Source organism: Bradyrhizobium sp. CIAT3101, assembly GCF_029714945.1.
In the GTDB taxonomy this organism is placed as follows: Bacteria; Pseudomonadota; Alphaproteobacteria; order Rhizobiales; family Xanthobacteraceae; genus Bradyrhizobium.
The window spans coordinates 8,463,969-8,481,724 of sequence record NZ_CP121634.1; the positions used below are offsets into that span (position 1 = coordinate 8,463,969).

At 57.3% G+C, this 17,756-nt stretch carries 11 protein-coding genes and 1 pseudogene; 5 read left to right on the top strand and 7 right to left on the bottom strand.

Annotation, left to right across the window (positions count from 1 at the left end; translation table 11 throughout):
* The first annotated feature begins 1,289 nt into the window (after window positions 1-1,289).
* Together mddA and QA645_RS39455 are read left to right on the top strand one after the other, a co-directional pair.
* Window positions 1,290-2,069 carry a methanethiol S-methyltransferase gene (gene mddA / locus QA645_RS39450; RefSeq protein WP_283046405.1) on the top strand — a complete coding sequence of 260 codons (780 nt, stop codon included), beginning with the start codon at window positions 1,290-1,292 and terminating at the stop codon, window positions 2,067-2,069.
* 659 nt (window positions 2,070-2,728) lie between these two features.
* Window positions 2,729-3,469 (top strand): outer membrane beta-barrel protein, encoded by a 741-nt coding sequence (locus tag QA645_RS39455; RefSeq protein ID WP_283053539.1) that lies wholly within the window; start codon window positions 2,729-2,731, stop codon window positions 3,467-3,469.
* A gap of 600 nt (window positions 3,470-4,069) precedes the next feature.
* On the opposite strand, the gene QA645_RS39460 is transcribed toward QA645_RS39455, so the two are convergent.
* The 3 genes from QA645_RS39460 to QA645_RS39470 all read right to left on the bottom strand — a co-directional run bounded on the left by QA645_RS39460 (window position 4,070) and on the right by QA645_RS39470 (window position 9,293).
* Complete coding sequence (locus QA645_RS39460; RefSeq protein ID WP_283046406.1) at window positions 4,070-4,831, bottom strand: LuxR family transcriptional regulator; 762 nt, start codon at window positions 4,829-4,831, stop codon at window positions 4,070-4,072.
* 1,074 nt (window positions 4,832-5,905) lie between these two features.
* Window positions 5,906-7,438 (bottom strand): alkaline phosphatase family protein, encoded by a 1,533-nt coding sequence (locus tag QA645_RS39465; RefSeq protein WP_283046407.1) that lies wholly within the window; start codon window positions 7,436-7,438, stop codon window positions 5,906-5,908.
* Window positions 7,439-7,661: 223 nt separating this feature from the next.
* A complete protein-coding gene (locus QA645_RS39470) occupies window positions 7,662-9,293 on the bottom strand; it encodes a CoA transferase (protein ID WP_283046408.1) in 1,632 nt (543 codons plus the stop codon).
* Window positions 9,294-9,686: 393 nt separating this feature from the next.
* Here QA645_RS39470 and QA645_RS39475 point away from each other — a divergent pair, with 393 nt between their 5' ends.
* Together QA645_RS39475 and rpoN are read left to right on the top strand one after the other, a co-directional pair.
* Window positions 9,687-10,112 (top strand): hypothetical protein, encoded by a 426-nt coding sequence (locus tag QA645_RS39475; protein ID WP_283046409.1) that lies wholly within the window; start codon window positions 9,687-9,689, stop codon window positions 10,110-10,112.
* A gap of 40 nt (window positions 10,113-10,152) precedes the next feature.
* Window positions 10,153-11,570, top strand: a pseudogene (rpoN, locus tag QA645_RS39480) (RNA polymerase factor sigma-54); the annotation flags it as partial.
* Between the two features lie 1,190 nt (window positions 11,571-12,760).
* On the opposite strand, the gene QA645_RS39485 reads toward rpoN, so the two are convergent.
* Together QA645_RS39485 and QA645_RS39490 are read right to left on the bottom strand one after the other, a co-directional pair.
* Window positions 12,761-12,916 (bottom strand): cold shock domain-containing protein, encoded by a 156-nt coding sequence (locus QA645_RS39485; RefSeq protein WP_283053541.1) that lies wholly within the window; start codon window positions 12,914-12,916, stop codon window positions 12,761-12,763.
* 794 nt (window positions 12,917-13,710) lie between these two features.
* A complete protein-coding gene (locus QA645_RS39490; RefSeq protein WP_283046410.1) occupies window positions 13,711-13,962 on the bottom strand; it encodes a helix-turn-helix transcriptional regulator in 252 nt (83 codons plus the stop codon).
* A gap of 525 nt (window positions 13,963-14,487) precedes the next feature.
* Between QA645_RS39490 and aepX the strand changes: the two genes are divergently transcribed.
* Entirely contained in the window at window positions 14,488-15,300 is an 813-nt protein-coding gene (gene aepX / locus QA645_RS39495; protein ID WP_283053543.1) for a phosphoenolpyruvate mutase, read from the top strand.
* A gap of 918 nt (window positions 15,301-16,218) precedes the next feature.
* On the opposite strand, the gene QA645_RS39500 is transcribed toward aepX, so the two are convergent.
* Window positions 16,219-16,422, bottom strand: coding sequence for a hypothetical protein (locus QA645_RS39500; RefSeq protein WP_283046411.1), 204 nt, complete (start codon window positions 16,420-16,422; stop codon window positions 16,219-16,221).
* Between the two features lie 426 nt (window positions 16,423-16,848).
* Window positions 16,849-17,595, bottom strand: coding sequence for a hypothetical protein (locus QA645_RS39505; protein WP_283046412.1), 747 nt, complete (start codon window positions 17,593-17,595; stop codon window positions 16,849-16,851).
* Window positions 17,596-17,756 lie beyond the last annotated feature (161 nt).

Below are 17,756 nucleotides of genomic sequence, written 5' to 3' on the forward strand. Positions count from 1 at the left end.
GCGTTTCGATACGCCGCCAATGCATGCTTCATTTGCCCTCAGGCTACAACCTGACGCGCTAGTCACTTCAAGCTCATTCCTTAACTAATAGCAGTGGAACGTCCGCGCCTCAGGCTTTGCCGTTCTGAGGAGCAGGATCTGTCTGCGCATCAGAAGAAGATTCGCGCTCTCATCGTTGTTCCGATCGCCGCTTTATGTGAACGGGTCGCTGACGGGCAGGTTCGGGATCCGCGGCGTGCTTCGCAGCCGCGGCCCTCGCACATGGCGAACAGTCTTTTGTCTCCAGTGGCCACTAAGCACGGAACTGCCGCGACCGGAGCGCCCAAGACGCTGCTCGAGGAGTGTCTCGCCGCCATGAGCGTGTGCGATCACCGTAAAGGGCAAGCGGACCTCTTCTCAAGTCGATCGAGCGACTGCCGCGCCTCCTCCGTCACGGCGAGACCTCAAAAGATAATGACAGAGCCTCAAAGCGACGTCTTCTAGCATCACCGGGCTTTCGTCGTGAAAACGGAATGCCGAGCCGCTGACCATCGATCCGCTCCCAATGCTCAGTAAGGCACGGCCGCACCGCCTTACCGCGGGCGTCATCGACCGTGATGAGCGTTTCGAAAAGCTGGCGGAACTACCGAGCGGCTGGCGGTGTCAATTGCGCTGACCAGGTGAGGCATTGGAAGTCCGGACATGCCTACTTGAGCCACCGTCGCGTTGTATTCTGAAGCGTGTCCGAAGTATTACGGCACCGACTCGCGCCCTCGATCGCACTATCCTCATGACTCGCACAAGCGCGGCGCGAGGATAGCTGGCGTCACATAGTTGCCTATCTTGCCAGCACTGCACGGTGACTACGGTGGTGTCAGAAATCCCACAAGCTTCAGTATTCCTACTTTGGAGCCGCTGATGGCACGCCCGCTCTCGCGCTAGGTTAGAGGCACGCCCTCCTCCGCGATCGGCATGCCATTTGCCTCGGCTGATGACGAAGGCCCTGAAACTGATGTTGCTCGCAGCGAACTGCAGAAGGAGCAAAGGAGTTCACGATGAAAGCTGCGCATCACCATACCGCTCTGAGGCTAGTCAGACATGGCCTTGCCCTGGCCCGCATTGCCCCGCGGTCCGGTACATTCAGTGCCTCGCTGCTGGTGATGAAGATCATCGAACATTCGCTCAGCGCCGCATATCGGCAGCATCTCCAACGGATTTGGAGGACCACGCGCCTTTGATCAGATGATCCTCGTGTTTCATCAGTGCGGCACGGCCTTGAGCGAGCCGTTGCCTAAAACCGGAGCCGATCAATGCTCAAGATAAACTCTAAGAGACGAGCAGGTTGCCAAATACGATCGGCTCGATTTATCCTTTTCCTCTACGGTTTGATGGCTTACGCGATGTTCCTTTTCACGATTGTCTACGCGGTCGGCTTCGTAAGCGGCATAGCTGTGCCGAAGACGATTGATAGCGGGCGCAGCGCGCCGGTCATCCATTCGCTTTCCATAAATCTCTTATTGATGGCTCTGTTCGCTACGCAGCACACCGGCATGGCCCGCAAGTGGTTCAAGAACTGGTCGACGCGATATGTTCCGAACAGCATTGAACGAAGTACTTACGTCCTCATAGCGAGCCTATGCCTCATGTTGTTGTTCTGGCAGTGGAGACCGCTCCCGGCGATTGTTTGGCAGGTCCAGGACCCCGACATATTCGTAATGGTTGCGACGCTATCATTCATTGGCTGGGCGCTCGTGTTTACCAGCACGTTTCTTATCGATCATTTCGAATTGTTCGGACTGTGTCAGGTCTACGCCAAACTCAGGGGTCGCGGCATACCGGCACCTCAGTTTCGGACGCCGCTATACTACAAATACGTGCGACATCCCCTTTATCTCGGCTTTATCATCGCCTTCTGGGCCGCGCCGGTCATGACAATCGGGCATTTACTGTTTGCGGCCGTAACCACTATCTACATCTTTGTCGGGATTTTCTTCGAAGAGCGAGATCTTCTCAAACTGTACGGGGAGCAGTACCACCAGTACAAGCGACAAGCCTGCATGCTCATCCCGTGGCGAAAAGTACGCTCATAGGAATCAGATAGATAATGGGGACCCGACCGAAATGGCGCATCGCCAGACTCGCAGTCGCCCTAGAAAGCTCGCGAGCGGCCCAGCTCCGTCTCAGCCACCAGGATGTCCGAAGCAACCAAAGACAGACCGCTTCTTAAGCACTCTGACGTTCGCTGCTGCGCATACAGAAGCGCATCACATGAGTCCGAGTCGGTACAGCAAATTGTTTCAGCGCGCGGCCGCCTCGGTACCTTAAAGCCATGATGATACAGCGCGCAGCTCTCCATGGACCGATTGGCAATACTGCGCGGCCGCTGCCCCGACCTTTTCTCTCGCAGATGAGCGACAGCTTCGAGGAGGGCACATTTTGTTGCCGTTGCCGGTCCAAATGCACTCGTGCCGCACTCTATCCTTTATTCATAAGCGACCGCATTGGGGGCGGCCAGCGTTCACCAACGAGCTTCGACACACAGCCACCTACTCCATTGTCCGAATTAGCGCGCGCGTCTGGTACAGATCGATGCGTTCATTGCTCTTCGACAATCAAGCGTACAACCTCACGCAGCGTCAGGATCAAGTCCTTTCTTTGAGAGCGAATGTTGCGCCACAGTTACAGCAATTCGCGTTGGCGCTGCTATCACGCGCGAGGCCGGGGGCCACTAAAGGAAATGAAGCTCGAAATGAAGAACTTGTTGCTTATGACTGCGAGCATCGTCGCACTCACCGCTGCGGCGCCTGCAATCGCTGCGGATCTCGCTCCACAGCCCGTTTACACCAAGGCGCCAGCCCCACCGGTTGCGTTCGCACTCTACGACTGGAGCGGCTTCTATGCTGGTGTCAACGGCGGCTGGGGTTCGAGCCATAACTCGTGGGATTTCGCAGGCACGACCCCTGAGGGCTCCCACGACGCAAGCGGCGGCACGGTGGGTGGGCAGATCGGCTATCGCTGGCAGATCGGCCAGACAGTGCTTGGCGTCGAAGGCCAGGGCAACTGGGCCGATTTCAACGGCTCCAATGTCAGCACTGCTTTTCCAAGCAACAGGAACCAGACAAAGGTCGATGCGTTCGGCCTGATCACTGGCCAGATCGGATATGCCGTCAGCAACGTTCTGCTGTATGCGAAAGGGGGCACCGCGATCGTTGGCAGCAGCTATCAGGTTAACTCCGTTGCTTCAGGCACGCAGCTTGGGAGCGCGGACACCACACGTTGGGGCGGCGTCGTTGGCGCCGGATTCGAGGTCAACTTGACGCCCAACTGGACAGCTGGACTCGAGTACGACCACGTGTTCATGCCGACTAGCGACGTGAACTTCACCGCCGCCGGTGGCGGCTCGTTTGGGAACGATCGCATCCGCCAGGATTTCGACGTCGTGACCGCGCGAGTCAATTACAAATTTATCTGGCCCGTAGCTCTCAAGTAACGATCTCCCTACCTCCAAACAGCGATCCAGAGCCCCGGCCCTATGGTCGGGGCTCCTTCTTGATTAATTCAAGAGCGCAAGGTCGCTTAGGTGCCTCCATGTTTTAGAAGTGCCAGCTCTAACGCATTTCATGTCCGTTCAGGTCGTCTCGGCTTATGTGCTGAGCGACACCGAACGCGAGAGGCGCCGCAGTGTGACCGTTCCACAACTACGTTCGAGGTGTGTCACTGCCGATCTACGCAAAAGCTTCGCCTTCGTTGATCCAGCGCCATAAAACAAGTCAAACGCCGCGACCGTTGGGCTTTTTGCCTGCTTGATCGCATTTAATCCCCCGATGGCCTGGGGTTCGGCAATCGCAGCAGAGGACTTTCCATTATGCCCGCGAGGCACGCTCCAGGGCGATCTGCAAGGTTGGATGATGTGTGACGTGGACTATCTTGCCCGCGCCTGATTTACTGTGAAGCGCACGTTAGCGATTCTAGTTGCCGCGAAAATTGCGTTGAGCTCGCGGCCGTCACTTCGCCAGCGCGCGGCTCGCTTCTTCCGCAGATCAGCTTGCGACATTCGTGTGGCGGCGTTCTGCGAGCGGAGGTGACCCCGTTAGGCCACCATAGGCGTTGCCAACGCAGGCTCGGCAAATTCAATGAGCCCGAGACGAATCGCCTTTACAAGACCATGAGTCCGGTTCGCCGTGCCGAGCTTGCGTATTGCGTTCTTCATATGAAAATTGACCGTATTCTCACTCACGTTCAGTATCTTCCCGATTTCCCAGGACGATTTGCCCTCCGCCACCCATCGGAGGCAATCCTTCTCGCGCTCGGATAGGCTCACTCTGTTCGAACCGCTGTCCGAGGGCCTCGCGATCTCCGCAAAGGCGGTATGGAATTGCCAGGCCAGCGCGTTGAGATGCTTCACATTCCTCTGAGGATCGGCGTCATCAAAGCGGGATGCAAACGAGATCACAGATATTCGCCCTGATGGCCCAAACAATGGCACGCTGACACCATTCTTCAGGCCTGCCTCTCTCGCTTCCCGTAGTACACGTTGTTCACATGCCTGCAGTCGATGCTCTTTGGCGAGCTCGTCCCATAGAAACGGACCCGCAAACATCGGCGTCCGCCGGACCACCGGATCGAGAGTGTAGTACTTGCGTTCCAGATAGCGCCGCCACCACTCAGGCGGAACCTTCATAGCTACCAGAGGCGGTGGGCACCCCGGTAGACGAAGCGGCTCCGGGAAGGTGAGTGCTCCGTAAGCGACCTCAGTAAACCCCTCTTCGCTCGTACAGCTCACAAGCAGATCAAACAGCGCTTTTTGAGATTGCGTTCGCTCAGCGCATTCGACGAAGCTAAAGAGATTCATATGGCGCCTCACGCGATCGCGCCGAAAGGCCGTTGTGCGCCGTTCGATTTGGTCTGTTTCAGACGAGGTTCGTTGCGGTTCTGACATGCTCCAGATCGCAACGCAGTCGCACGAATGCGGCGATAGCCAGGGTTTGAAAGGGCCGTCGGCGCAGGTAGAGATGCACGCGTTGCTGATATCGGAAAAATCGGAGCGCCGGCGTATTCCGGCCTGTTTGCATTACCGTGTCCAGATTGCTTCCGTCGGCGATCAAATCGTGGCGGATCGCGAGGGAAATGCCTGCGCCTATATTTCGTCGCAGGTCGATTGGCCTTGTTGTCGCTCCCGCTACGCCCTGCAGGCACCAGCCACTTGTTCGATCGCGCGTTGGGCGAGATCGAGACTCCAAGGCTTAGGCAGGCACCTGAGCCGCGGTACGCAGATTTTCTTGATACCCGGCTCCAGCAGCTTGCTCCCACCATCAATGACCCGGTTGCAAGCGAGGATAACTTAGTCCTCACTCTATCGCCAATCAGTTCTTCCGTATCACGAACAGCGGCGCATAGCTGTTCGGCAGCGAGCCGGGGGCGGCGCAGACGCGATCTTTGAAGCGCACGGCGGCCCCGGATCCAAGGGACCGGGGTTTGGGTAAAGAATGCGCCACGTTTGTTGCCCTTATTGTGAGAACGCTGATGTTGCCGTCGAACTATTCCCTTAAGTCCACCGCTTCTCTCAGCACGAGCCGATCGAAGCCGTTCATGCTGGTCACCGCCGTGCTGCTCGCTGAGATTGGCGAGATGTTCCGCGGAGGTACGGGCAAGCCCCGGAGCCCGATTGATGTAAAAGACGCTGAGCATCCGCTTCTCCGAGAACTTTGCGAGAACTTTGCAAGGGACGAAATGAGCACAGCAAGTATCGTACCAGTCGCGCCCTCGGAGGGCTAAGTCGTCAAGACAAGCACTTGGAAGAGATTGATGGGTCTTAACAGAAGCACTGCGACACTAGTCGGATTTGCGACAGCGCTGCTTGTACGAGCCACGACGCCCCTCGACGTAGATCAGGGCTGATTATGGGAAGGCCATCAGCGGCGTTTTTTCACGGTGGGGATCGACCTTCGCGTACGATCAACTGCGGTGATTGATTGGATGAAGAAGCATCCGCCGAATCGACGTAAATTGTCGCGCCAACCTGCACGCGACGCAGGTCCTGCCGGTATCCACCGGCTCTCGCCTTATGAACCGTCTCGATGGATGGAGGATCCTTTGCACCGAAGATAAGGACCTCCGCGAGGACGCGGCCGGTCATCGTGGACGGTCGCGAAATGCCAAGTAGGCTGAGCACGGTCGGCACAAAGTCGCAGATACCTGAAGGCACATGCGATTCCACGCCGCCTCTGATCAATGGGCCCGCTAGGATGCCGAGCGACGACATTTCCTTGGCGTGCAGCCCGCCGTGCACACCGAGCCCAACCGGCGAATTTGGGCTCCAGCAGCGGCCGGGAAGACCGAAGGAATCGAGACCATCGTCTCCCTGAAACGAAAACAATATGTCAGCCGATCGGGGATGATCGGCGAAGACCAGATGACGGGCAAGGCTACCTGGGGCGATCCCATCCTCCCCGCTCCTAGCGGCCGTAAAAACGGGTCCGCACCAGGGCCGTTCCATCATTGCCGCAACCGAGCGGCGGATGGCGCGGTCGGATGGCTCGGTCAGGTAAATGGCGCCAACCTGCCCCGATATGACGACCGCGTCGACCCCCGGTCCGGGCACTTGGTCACACCGCATCCCAGTCGCCTTTAACGTCTCCAAGAGATCAGCCTGCGCGTGCACCGTGACATGGCCATGCCCGGATGCTACGAGAAGATGCACGCCCTTGGGTGCCCCTTCGGATTCCCACCAATCAAGCACCCGGCCGAACTGGCGGTCGAGAAAGCGGATCGCCTCCAGCGTCGGCGTCGCGCCGATTCCACAATGATGCGACGAGGTGTCAGGCTCGCCGAAGGAGAGAATTGCGACATCAGGCTGAATTTGAGGCCAGACCTCATCAAGCAACGCCGAAGTTAGAAAGGCTTGAGCGGCAAGATCCGGCGTACCGTGAGGCGTCGGCGCGGGCGTCGGGCCAAGCCGCGCCTCTACCCTTTCGAGCATTGCGGCCGACGTGGCGACGCGAGCGAAATGACCCGAGAGCGTCACTTGGCTCAGGGATCGAGCCTTGTGGTTCAGCATGCGAGTTGCTCCGGCCGAATTGGAGGCGAGAACCGCAAACGTCTTGCCATTCGCCGCGAGGATCTCGCCCAGCGACGGCGCGCCGACCAGATGGCCGCCGCTCGCGGCATCGAGGTCCTCGACTAGGCGGTCGTCGCTCGTATCGATCAAGCGCGGCGCTGCGGCCACGCGGTCGAGAAACCTGTTGCCGACAATGCCATGACGATCCGGCGTCGCGCCAGTGATGAGGCTGGTCAGCGAAATCCGGGTCTCACTGGGATAGCTGGTGCGCTGCCGCGCTAACGTAGCACCGCGGCGCTTAAGTCTATCCAAGTTCGGCGTCAGCGATCGACTAATAAGATCGGGCCGAAGCCCGCCAAATAGCACGATGATAACGCGGTTTGGACCTGATCGATCTGACATAATGGCATGCTCGCTTAGCTATCTGTTTCAAGGGTCTCCACGGCTGCCCGCTTGAAGCGCCGCAACACGCTGAGAGATCGGCGCAGGCTGGGTGAGACTATGCCACCGATACTTTTCGCGCCGTCTATCTGAACCTTTCCTCATCCCATCACGACTGGCGCTCAGGACGAGAGATCGTGCGATCATCACACTTGACAGCCGCTCCCGGACACAACTGGGCCGGTTATCCTGAAGACACACTCTTTCTTAACTTCTCTCGCAGAGCATTGTCGTTCCGACGATGCCTCTCCCGCCGACTCTGCAGCATCGCTATCAGAGAGCTCGAGAAGCCCATTAGGATCTCGCTATTGTGCTGCCCCAACGTCGGCGCCGCCGCGCGAATCGTATAAAGTCCGACCCTTCGCCGTTCGGCATCGATGGCTGTAGATGCGCGCCTATGACAGGGCGCTCGACTTGCTGCAGAAATGCGCGCGACCTTAGGGGGCTCCTGGAGCAGGTCGATTGGGTGCCGAGCTACGCCGGACGCAACACTTACCGACTGCAATTCGAACATCACCTGATCTGCATTGCGGGTGCGCGTCGAGGCTTCGATCGCGTTTTCGATGTTGTCCTCAACGCAACGGCGGGCTTCCCCAGCATTAAGCGACGCGTCCACAGCCCAGTCTCGTCGACCAATAAAAATGGCAAGCCTCTGCCACATCTCATTGTCGGTGGCGGCTACTATAAGCCAGTTATCCTCGCCCGCGCATCGAAAGCAGCCGTGAGGCACGAGCTGCGGATTTCGATTGCCGTATCTTTTCGGCGACATAGGGTCGATCGAGTGGATAGTGAACCATGGCGCCGCAATTGGCCGCATGCATTCGATCTGGGCAAGGTCAATAAGCTGCCCCTGCCCGGCATAGCGGGCACAAACCAGCGCGATCAGAACTGCGGCGCAGCCGTTCAAGCTGCCGATAGCATCTCCGAAGGCAACATGGCTCATCACGGGCGACATGTCGGACTTTCCGACTACGCCCGACAAACCCGAGCTCCGTTCGAGTGTCGAGCCGTAAGTCCGACAATCGCGATAAATACTATCCGCGCCAAACGCGGACATCGACAACTTAGCAGATCGAGGGTTGAGCGCTCGGAGCACATCACAACGTGGTCCGAGTTTGGGCAGGAAATCTACTGGATAATCATCGACAACAATATCAGCTTTCGCCAAAAGGCGCTCAACAAGAGCGAGACCCCGTGGCCGCGTGAGGTCGGGCCTAATGCCGCTTTTGTCGAGGTTCATGTTGCAGAAGCATGGCGCCCCCTCGTACATCTTGTCTTCGATGACAGCTGGGCGTCGGTCAACGCCGCGCCCCAAATCCGGATTTTGGATGGCCTCGATTTTGATGACGTCCGCACCAAGATCCGCCGGGATACGCGTACACGACGGTCCTGCCCACCCCATCGAAAAGTCTACCACGCGCCCCCCATCCAACGGCGGCCGTCCGGCATCAATGAAAGGACAATTCGCGAAATCAACATCCCGACCATCGATCAAGAAATCGCAATCCTCGATCAGTGCTGTTAGTCGGGTGATCGCGCCCGCCTCAGCAGGATCGAGGATAGTGATCGATCTGTTAAACTTGCGAAATACGAACCACGCACTTTGATCCTTGAGAGTGACTGGCGCAGTAGGGCGCATTCGATCTCCCAGCCGCGGCTCGATCTTCTGAACGTCAACCCCGAAACCTCCGAACAATCGAGCGCAATAGCTGCTCGCGTCCGAGCTGCCGATATCGATCACGCTCAGATGGGACAGCCCCCCGGGAGACTGCTTCTCTTTCCTATCTATACAATGCCCCCGAATATCACCTACCATGCGTGCCTCGAACAGCGAGCGTTCCGCTGCTTAACGGGGCCATGGCTACCCCGGCCGTCGCGGCCAAGCGATCGAGGGCCGCGTTCCGTCTCATACCGCCGTTGGTTGCTAGATCCAGTGAGATACGCACAAGCCGGTACTCGGAAGCGAGCCCGAGCACGGCCAACATCAGGCGGGTCCGGATCAGGATACTCAACATCTGGCTCGAACAAGCACGATGTCATCAAGTGGCCGGCGCTCGGCTGTCCACGGTGGGCTGCATTGCCGGATTTATGCGGAATATAGGAACAGCTGGATGCAAACAAAGCCGTGTGCGCTCTTTTCGCTCTTGAAGAGAAAGTGAGATCAGCGCCAGCAACTATCGTACCAATTACGTCGAGCCCGAAACTCACGATGCGAGACAAAGGCCGGACGGATTTTACAGCGCATCCGATGCGATTGACCGCACTGAAGCGACTAACACAAAATGTGCGAAATGAGACACAGCGCCAGCTTGCACTCGGTTATCTGCCGGACAAGCCTAAATACCCGAATGTCGCGAACATCTTCGATTGTGGTGGCACGATCGCACTGAGCGAGAGTTCCTGGCTCCTGATCGCCACCAAGAGCGAAGATGAAGTGGAAATCGGACCAAGTAAAGCGCCGGCCGGCAGTGGTCGGAGAAGCAACGATCCGCATCATGCTGGAACGAGGCGAGCATCCGGAATTACCCATAAATTCCTCCTGCATACCTGCCGTCCTTCCAGTCGTTCGCACCAGAAATCCCGCCTCGACTCTCTTTTGCGCCACGTCAAAGCGCTTGGATCAGCTCCTGACTAGATGAAGGAACCTCGGCTAAGTTCAGTATTGGTTCGGCTCTATGTCGCTCGCGCAGAGATTAGAGTACCGGCATTTGCAATCGTTGGTCATGTCGCCGCAGTTAATGCGGGCGATCAAGCCGCTGCAATTGTCCAATCTCGATCTCACGGCGTTCGTGGAGGAGGAGCTCGAGCGCAATCCTGTGCTCGAGCGCGCCAGTGGCGAGGCAGCCGGCGTCGGATCCCCGACTGGGGTCGGTGAGGTCAGTGGCGAACAGCCGGCCGAGGCGGCCGCGCCGAACGCCGAGGACGCGGCGCCCGTCTACACCGATGGGGCGCCGGCACATCGGGTGACGAAGGCTACAATCTTGACGCTTTTGTCGCTGCCGAGACAACATTGTTGGGCTCTCTCGCCGAGCAGCTCTCGGTCGCCGTTACCTCACCCACGCAGCGGATGATCAGGCAGTATTTGATTGACCTCGTCGATGAAGCCGCCTATCTGCCGCCCGATCTCGGCGGGGCGGCCGAGCGGCTTGGGGTAACGCAACAGGACGTCGAGGACGTTCTTGCCGTGCTGCAAAAATTCGATCTGGCGTCTGCGCGCGCAATTTGGGCGAATGCCCGGCGATCCAGCTGCGTGAGCTCGACCGCTACGATCCCACGATGCAGGCCCTCGTCGAGCACCTTTATCTTCTCGCCATGCGCGACATCGCCAGCCTTCGCAAGCTCTGCGGCGTCGACGACGAGAACATCGCCGACATGATCGGCGAGATCCCCGGCTCAATCCGGAGCGCCGCATGAAGTTCGGTTCGGCGCGGCTCCAGACCATGGTGCCCGACGTCTATGTCCGACCGCGTCCGGACGGGGGCTGGTATGTCGAGCTCAACAGCGACACCTTGCTGCACGTGCTAGTTAACCAGACTTACTATTCCGAGCTGTCGAAGAAAATCGGCAGGGACGGCGACAAGTCGTATTTCACTGATGCACTGCAGAACGCGTCGTGGCTGGTGCGCGCCCTCGACCAGCGCGCCCGCACGATCCTGAAAGTTGCAACCGAGATCGTGCGCCAGCAGGACGGCTTCTTCACCCATGTCGCGCACTTAAGGCCGCTGAATCTGAAGGCGGTTGCCGAGGCATCCAGATGCATGAATCCACAGTGTCGCGCGTTACCGCCAACAAATACATGGCGACAACTCGCGACACATTCGAGTTGAAATATTTCTTCATGGCGTCGATCGCGTCGGCCGACGGTGGCGAGGCGCATCAGCGGAAGTCGTGCGTCACCAAATCAAGCAGCTGATCGATTCGGAGCACCGTCCGCGATCCTGTCGAATGATACCATCGTGGAACGCTTGCGCGCCTCGGGGATTGATATATTAATCGCCGCACGGTCGCGAAGTACCGCGAAGCCATGCGCATTCCGTCCTCAGTGCACCGCCGTCACGACAAAGAGTGGGCAACAATCAACAGCCGAGCATCGGCCATATCTCGCCATCCTCCCCAAGCCGTTGATTGGGGAGGCCGAAGGCGACCCTTTGTCGCACTACCGAAAAGCGGCCTTGAACTTCGTCGGGCGCTATTACTCGCCGCGGACTGCGATGGCCAGGAGCGATAAGCGACGACTGGGCTGCTGCGATATTGGAGAGCGAGACTTTCCCCGGCTTGGCTCGATCACATCATCGAGATGAAATCCGTTGGTACGCGTGGCTGGAGGGCTTATTAGGCCTCTTAGAGGGTGCAATTCGGGGAGGTTCAGATGATGATCCCGGCGGGCCGCTGCTACCAACGCGCGGCTTTGGATTAGATCATTAGTAACGTTGCTCGAGGCAACACCGCCGATCGCGATAGGACGCGGCTTCTTCGCCTCAGAGACTTTGCGCGCCAGGTCGATGACGAGAACGCTCAGAAGGCAGTTGGCACCGTTCTCGTGCGCTTAAACGTTTCGGTCCCAAGCAGGTTGGCAAAGCCGCCGGCAGTGGTCTAGACAATTGCGCTATGACAATCGCAGCCCGCGAACGGCAGGAGCGGAAGCGGCACGGGCCGCCTCGCCCTTTTCCGAGCCAGCGGCTACGCTCGTCAGCTTCTCGCAAAGTTTCTGGGGTAACGGAGCCGTCCTTGTTTACGAAAGGCATGGTGAGCCCGGGACAAACATACCCATCTAAGGGGGCGCTTTTGATGAAGGTCCAGCACGCGTGGAATGATCGCGAGACCGGCTAGAAGTCGCAAGAGCTCCTTGATCAGCAATTAGCGAATGCTCGCGAAACTTACGCGATGTCCCGTCTCAGGAGGTGCTTACCAATACTGAGATTGACGGAGATTCTTGAGCAGGCAATCCAGCCAAAGAAAACGCGCGGACCAACAACACAGCACGGTGCGGAGCTATACTGGCGCGTTCTTGTAACTCAGATCTCGTGGTGAAAAGATCGCTGCACTGAGACCACGACCGCGTACTGGCCCGCGCTGAGAGACCCTTTTGTCCCACGACAAGCTAATGACTCCTGTGTTACTAGGGCCACACCTCCTTGACCATCGCAATGCTCCGGCGGAGCACGTCAAAGTTATGTTCCTTGCGCGGAAAAGAGGTGGCCACGTGAGCGAGACGTCACCATCACTGCACAATTATCCTCAACAAGCCGTGCTCTCGTTTAGGGCATCATCAGCTTGCTCGTATCAGCCAACCCGGAGATCCTCAGCTGACAATTTTGCCCGTACGCCCGTCTTTAGCTCATAACTTACGCGGGCTACCTCTTCGAGGGTGGTGAAACCAGCTTTTTCAACGGCACTAAGGTGCACGAAGACATCGGGGCCTCCATCCTCGGGCCTGATGAACCTATAACCCTTGGTCGGATTGAACTACTTCACAAAACCCATCGCCACGGCGGCACCTCCATACGGAACGCTTGTGATCTAGCGAAGAGTCTTCCGATCATCAAGAGCAGCGACAACTAACGCCGCGGACTCGATGCGAAGGGCTCGCGCTCTTTTTGTCGGATGGCCTAGCTAGGCTCAATACGAGAACGATAGAAACGTCGCTGGCGCGAGGCCTCAGGACCCTGATGACGCTTTTGTCTCCTTCGGTTGCTGTGTCTAACGGTTTAGAGAATTGCATGCTTAGCACACGTCGCTCTGATCATACCAAAGACGAGCTGAGTATTGGTGGGCCGCGAGGATCGCTTGCCGGGCCGGCAAAGCGCCGTGAGCATCAGCCGAATATGGTGAGGCGTGTAGATCCCTAGACTTCGAGGAACGTCTAACAGCAGCGGGTTTTGGAAATGCGCCTGCCGGCCTTCGCTGCCGCCTCGAAATGTCCGGCCCACGCTGTCCAAGCCGCCTTTGGATAGCCAACGGACTTCAACCTGTGACAGGTATATGCCAATAGGTTCGCAACAGGGAGACAGACGATTCCGGCCGGGCTCACCGTCGAGCTTTCAAGAGCGTGACGTGCCGGTGGCATATGTCAACTCACTCGTCCGCGTTGCGCCTCACCATTACGATAGGCTACGACCTGGAAGCACGCCATATCGGCGCCTCTTTGATCGCATACAGTTGGCAGGACGCAACTTGCTTCGTATTTCGACACAGCAATCCACGGCCTTATTAGCCCTACCGCGAACGGCGGTCTAAATCAGACGCAGACGTCGCGCTTTGACGACACACTGGGTACGGGTGCTCGTTTCGAGCTTTCGCATCGCATTCTTGATATGAAAGTTGACGGTGTTATAGCTGACGTTCAGGATGACCCCGATCGCCCAGGATGACTTCCCCTTCTCGACCCATCGCAAACACTGTACTTCCCGTTCCGACAGTACAGCCACTTTCTCTTCGACATCGGCCATGACTTTTTCCTGGGCTTGAGAGAACAGGAACGGCATCAGCAAATGCCATACCATTCACTCGCCCAGGCAAACTCCCGCCGAATCAGAGCAAGCTCTTCGGAGATAGCGGCTCCACTCTGGCGCGAGGCTGCCATCTCAAGCCAGCCATGTAGAAGAGCTCTCGCCACATGTCGTAAACGCTGCAACCGCATCACGACAATCGCAGCGGTCGATACCACACTCTGCGTGGAATATAATCCCTTCACTAAGCGCTCCTCGCGCCAGAGAGCATTGATTTACGCCCATAACTCATAGCGGCGACTTTGCGTTTCATGTCAATCTTTGGCAATCATGCAAGCCCTTTACGTCAAAATAAACTACCAAAGATGGTCATTGATAGCCGTCAATCCAAAAGGGTATTAGCAGCGGCGTTTGCGTCAACCGAAGCTCAGCTTTCAGGATTTGTGAATGCGGTATCAACCACAAGCCGTTCGGCCCACCGCAGGTCTGCAATACACCGGGCCATCCCCTGTCGAAAGGCTTCGCGCCGAGGTCTGTTCGAATGGTGAGCTCTCGTTTCTGATGGAGACGCATGATGGCCTTTCGGCTAGAATCGCCGAGCGTTCGGGATTCAAGGGGCTGTGGGCTTCTGGTTTGTCGATTGCCAGCTCGCTGGGCTTTCGCGATGCCAACGAAGCTTCATGGAGCCAGCTCGTCGAGCGCGTCGAACGCATCGTGGATACGACTGAGATACCGGTGCTCGTTGACGGGGATGGGGGCTTCGGCAACTTCAACAATGCCCGCCTCCTTGCACGCAAGCTCTGCCAGGCTGGCGCCGCGGGCGTCTCGCTTGAGGACAGCCGCTTCCCGAAGATGAACTCGCTCATCGGTGAGCGGCATCCCCTAGCCGATATCGATGAATTCTCCGGGCGTCTGCGGGCTGTGAAGGATAAGGTCGCGGAACACCTTCTTCTCGTGGCTAGGATCGAAGCGCTGATCGCGGGTCACGGATTGAACCATGCTATCGTTCGTGCTCACGCCTATGCCGACGCCGGAGCGGATGCCATCTTGATTCACTCGCGAAAGAGCACCGCGGACGAAATTCTTTCGTTCGTCACCGAGTGGGGAAACCGGCTTCCTGTCGTGATCGTTCCGACGACTTACTATCGAACGCCAGTCTCCACCTATCGCGATGCGCGCATCTCCACGGTCGTTTGGGCCAATCACTCTATGCGAGCTGCGGCAGCTGCAATGCGACGGGTCTGCGATAGAATCGCAGCTGAGGAGAGCGTTGCCAGCATTGAATCTCATATTGCACCGCTCAGCGAGATTTTCGAGCTCCTGAAGTATGACGAACTCGCCTTAGCCGAACAGCAATACCTACATCCCCGATAGCACAGGACAGCAGGGTTGGCGCCTGACGTTGCCCTTCTTCAAACCTGCCCGATGCGCTCTCACTCTCGTCGGTCCCGCACCAGTGTCACCCGCCGGGCTGCGATGTAAACTCCCGGACACGCTATGGGCATCGCAAACAGCTGTCCCTACAGCTTAAGGAAGCACACACAGCGGCTGATGCCAGTGTATGCCTCGACTACAAATCATGCATTTCTCATTCAATCGACGAGGAAATCTCGCACGTTCGCGGCAAGCCCGAATGGAGGTCCACGACGCCTTCAGCAGTGAAATTCGGGATGAAAAACGCAGATGAAAGGCCCTGAATGCTCCCAAGCGTGCGCTCATTCTTGCCGCTGGAGTGGGGGCTCGTCTGCGGCCACTAACGGATCTCAACCCGAAACACTTGGTCCAGATCCATGGTACTCCCATCCTGCACAACGCGCTACATAACCTTGGGTGTGCCGGCGTGGAACAGGCGACAATGATGTCGGTATGGCAAAGAGGCGATCCAAATGCCTGCGCCAGGCGCTCTGGCGGTGTTGCAATTAAGTAGGTCGAATTGCCTGTTTACGACCGTGCTGGGAATGCCTATTCGCTCTGGTTGGCGCGCGACGCGCTCAATTCCGGGGACCACTTCCTTCTCGTGAGGCGACGTCTTCATCAAGGAAAATGCCCTGCGGCAGCTGATCATCAGTGAAGCGCCCGACGCGGCTGCTGTCGCGCCCTTCCATGATCTGATGCATGGATCAATGCGGTCCTGCTGTCGGATCTTGAGTTCATTTCAGAATTTAATTTGAAGCAAACCGAGAGAGAGAGAGAGAGAGAGAGAGAGTTCATGCAGATGGAACTGCTCTTTCCAAGACGAAGAACCTCTTACGGCGAACAGCGTCTACTCTGCGAACGGAGATAATTCCGGTCCTAGGTGATATGATCAGGGCCGGAGCTACCCAGACCTAAAGCGACGAGCTGCTTTCCTATCGCGCCGAACACAGGCCTGCTGATTGACCGTGAGGTCGATAGTCTCAGGTGGACCAAAGCCATGATGCGGAAGGTCTGTGTACCGCCGAGCGCATCTTCGGGAAAGCCCATACGTTTATCCAGCCGCCCGAGGCTGAGGTTCATGATAGTCACGGAACTTTGCCGCAGCACCTGTTTATCACTTTGGTGGCTGCGTCTGTTGCCGGCGCGTAAAAGCCCTTAAGACTCGCAAGCTTAACGGGGGCCGTAACCAAACGCGGCCGGTTATTGTCTCAGCAGAACGCGACCGGTTCGTCCCGGCATGGAGCGTGCAAGCGATGGTGGCAAGGTAAACAGTTGTGGCCCGCGGCCGCTTTTGCCGCAGGAATGGGACGACATCTACGATTTGAAGGAGCCGGATGACTTCGATTTGCTCGCTTGCGCTTTTCCGGATCGAGGCTCTCCTGCAAGCGACTGCTCCTCCGAACCAATCTCTTTAAAGTCGAATCTGAACCTGATTTTTGGTGCGCAAAGTGCACCTCACCAAATTTATCGATCGGCATTTCAATCATGGTTGCGGACAATACGGATTCAACCGCCTGCTGTATCGGACCACGAAACGTTTGAGGGTGCGGCGAAAGGATCGCAACGGACTTCGCTCTTCAACTCTTCACCAGTTACCCACACAAGCCAGTTGTCCTCAGCAATATTCTCTCTAACCAGCCGCAAGATCGATCCGTCAGGTTCATGATGATAATAGTGTGGAAGCCCTTTATCCACTCGCCAGCGAGCCACAAGCGCGCATAAGAAATCGGGAGCCCATATAGCATAAGCGATGCGGCGCGTAATTCGGGCTATCATCCTCGGCAGACCCTGTCCTCTGAGATCCGTGCGTACCCAAAGATCCCCATTGTAGGCTATTTTTCCGGTCATCTCCTCTGCGGCGGGTGCTATGCAAGCGCAACGATCGTGATGATGCGCATGTGTGATCGGCTCACTGTAAAATGCTCTCAGCGTCCGAAGATGCTCTGCAAAGTTACTGTGCGAAAGGTCATAGAGCCGAGTAGCATTTGTAAGCACGACGTCGTTGTTCTTGTCGAGGCCAACCACCCAATATCCCTCGCCTGGGCGAATAGTCGATCGGTCAGGCCGAAAGTTTGGAAATGTTCGCTCCTTCGTCGGAGTTGCCTGGGTAATTGAGACATATTCATAAAAATCGAATCCCAAGAACAGGTTGATGTCTTTCTGGGCCGCGATGGTGTCGTATATCGGAATTGACCGTAAGACATGCACCGGAATGGTTGCGCACATTGCTGCCGCTCGCTCGTCGACCGTCATGGGTTACCTCGCACGCTATAACGATCAAACATGATATGCTCTGGACAATGAACGTCGTACTACCTTTTCTCGTGGGCAAGCTTACAGGCCAGGTTGTGGGATCGTTCGTACGCAGGTACGCGCGAGAGGACGAGCCTGGTGGCGTTCACATTGAACTAACC

What these genes read in the sequence shown, in the direction of transcription:
- mddA (WP_283046405.1), top strand. Translation starts at nt 1,290, where the DNA reads ATGCTCAAGATAAACTCTAAGAGACGAGCAGGTTGCCAAATACGATCG.
- QA645_RS39455 (WP_283053539.1), top strand. Translation starts at nt 2,729, where the DNA reads ATGAAGAACTTGTTGCTTATGACTGCGAGCATCGTCGCACTCACCGCT.
- QA645_RS39460 (WP_283046406.1), bottom strand. Translation starts at nt 4,831, where the DNA reads ATGAATCTCTTTAGCTTCGTCGAATGCGCTGAGCGAACGCAATCTCAA.
- QA645_RS39465 (WP_283046407.1), bottom strand. Translation starts at nt 7,438, where the DNA reads ATGTCAGATCGATCAGGTCCAAACCGCGTTATCATCGTGCTATTTGGC.
- QA645_RS39470 (WP_283046408.1), bottom strand. Translation starts at nt 9,293, where the DNA reads ATGGTAGGTGATATTCGGGGGCATTGTATAGATAGGAAAGAGAAGCAG.
- QA645_RS39475 (WP_283046409.1), top strand. Translation starts at nt 9,687, where the DNA reads ATGCGAGACAAAGGCCGGACGGATTTTACAGCGCATCCGATGCGATTG.
- QA645_RS39490 (WP_283046410.1), bottom strand. Translation starts at nt 13,962, where the DNA reads ATGCCGTTCCTGTTCTCTCAAGCCCAGGAAAAAGTCATGGCCGATGTC.
- aepX (WP_283053543.1), top strand. Translation starts at nt 14,488, where the DNA reads ATGGAGACGCATGATGGCCTTTCGGCTAGAATCGCCGAGCGTTCGGGA.
- QA645_RS39500 (WP_283046411.1), bottom strand. Translation starts at nt 16,422, where the DNA reads ATGAACCTCAGCCTCGGGCGGCTGGATAAACGTATGGGCTTTCCCGAA.
- QA645_RS39505 (WP_283046412.1), bottom strand. Translation starts at nt 17,595, where the DNA reads ATGACGGTCGACGAGCGAGCGGCAGCAATGTGCGCAACCATTCCGGTG.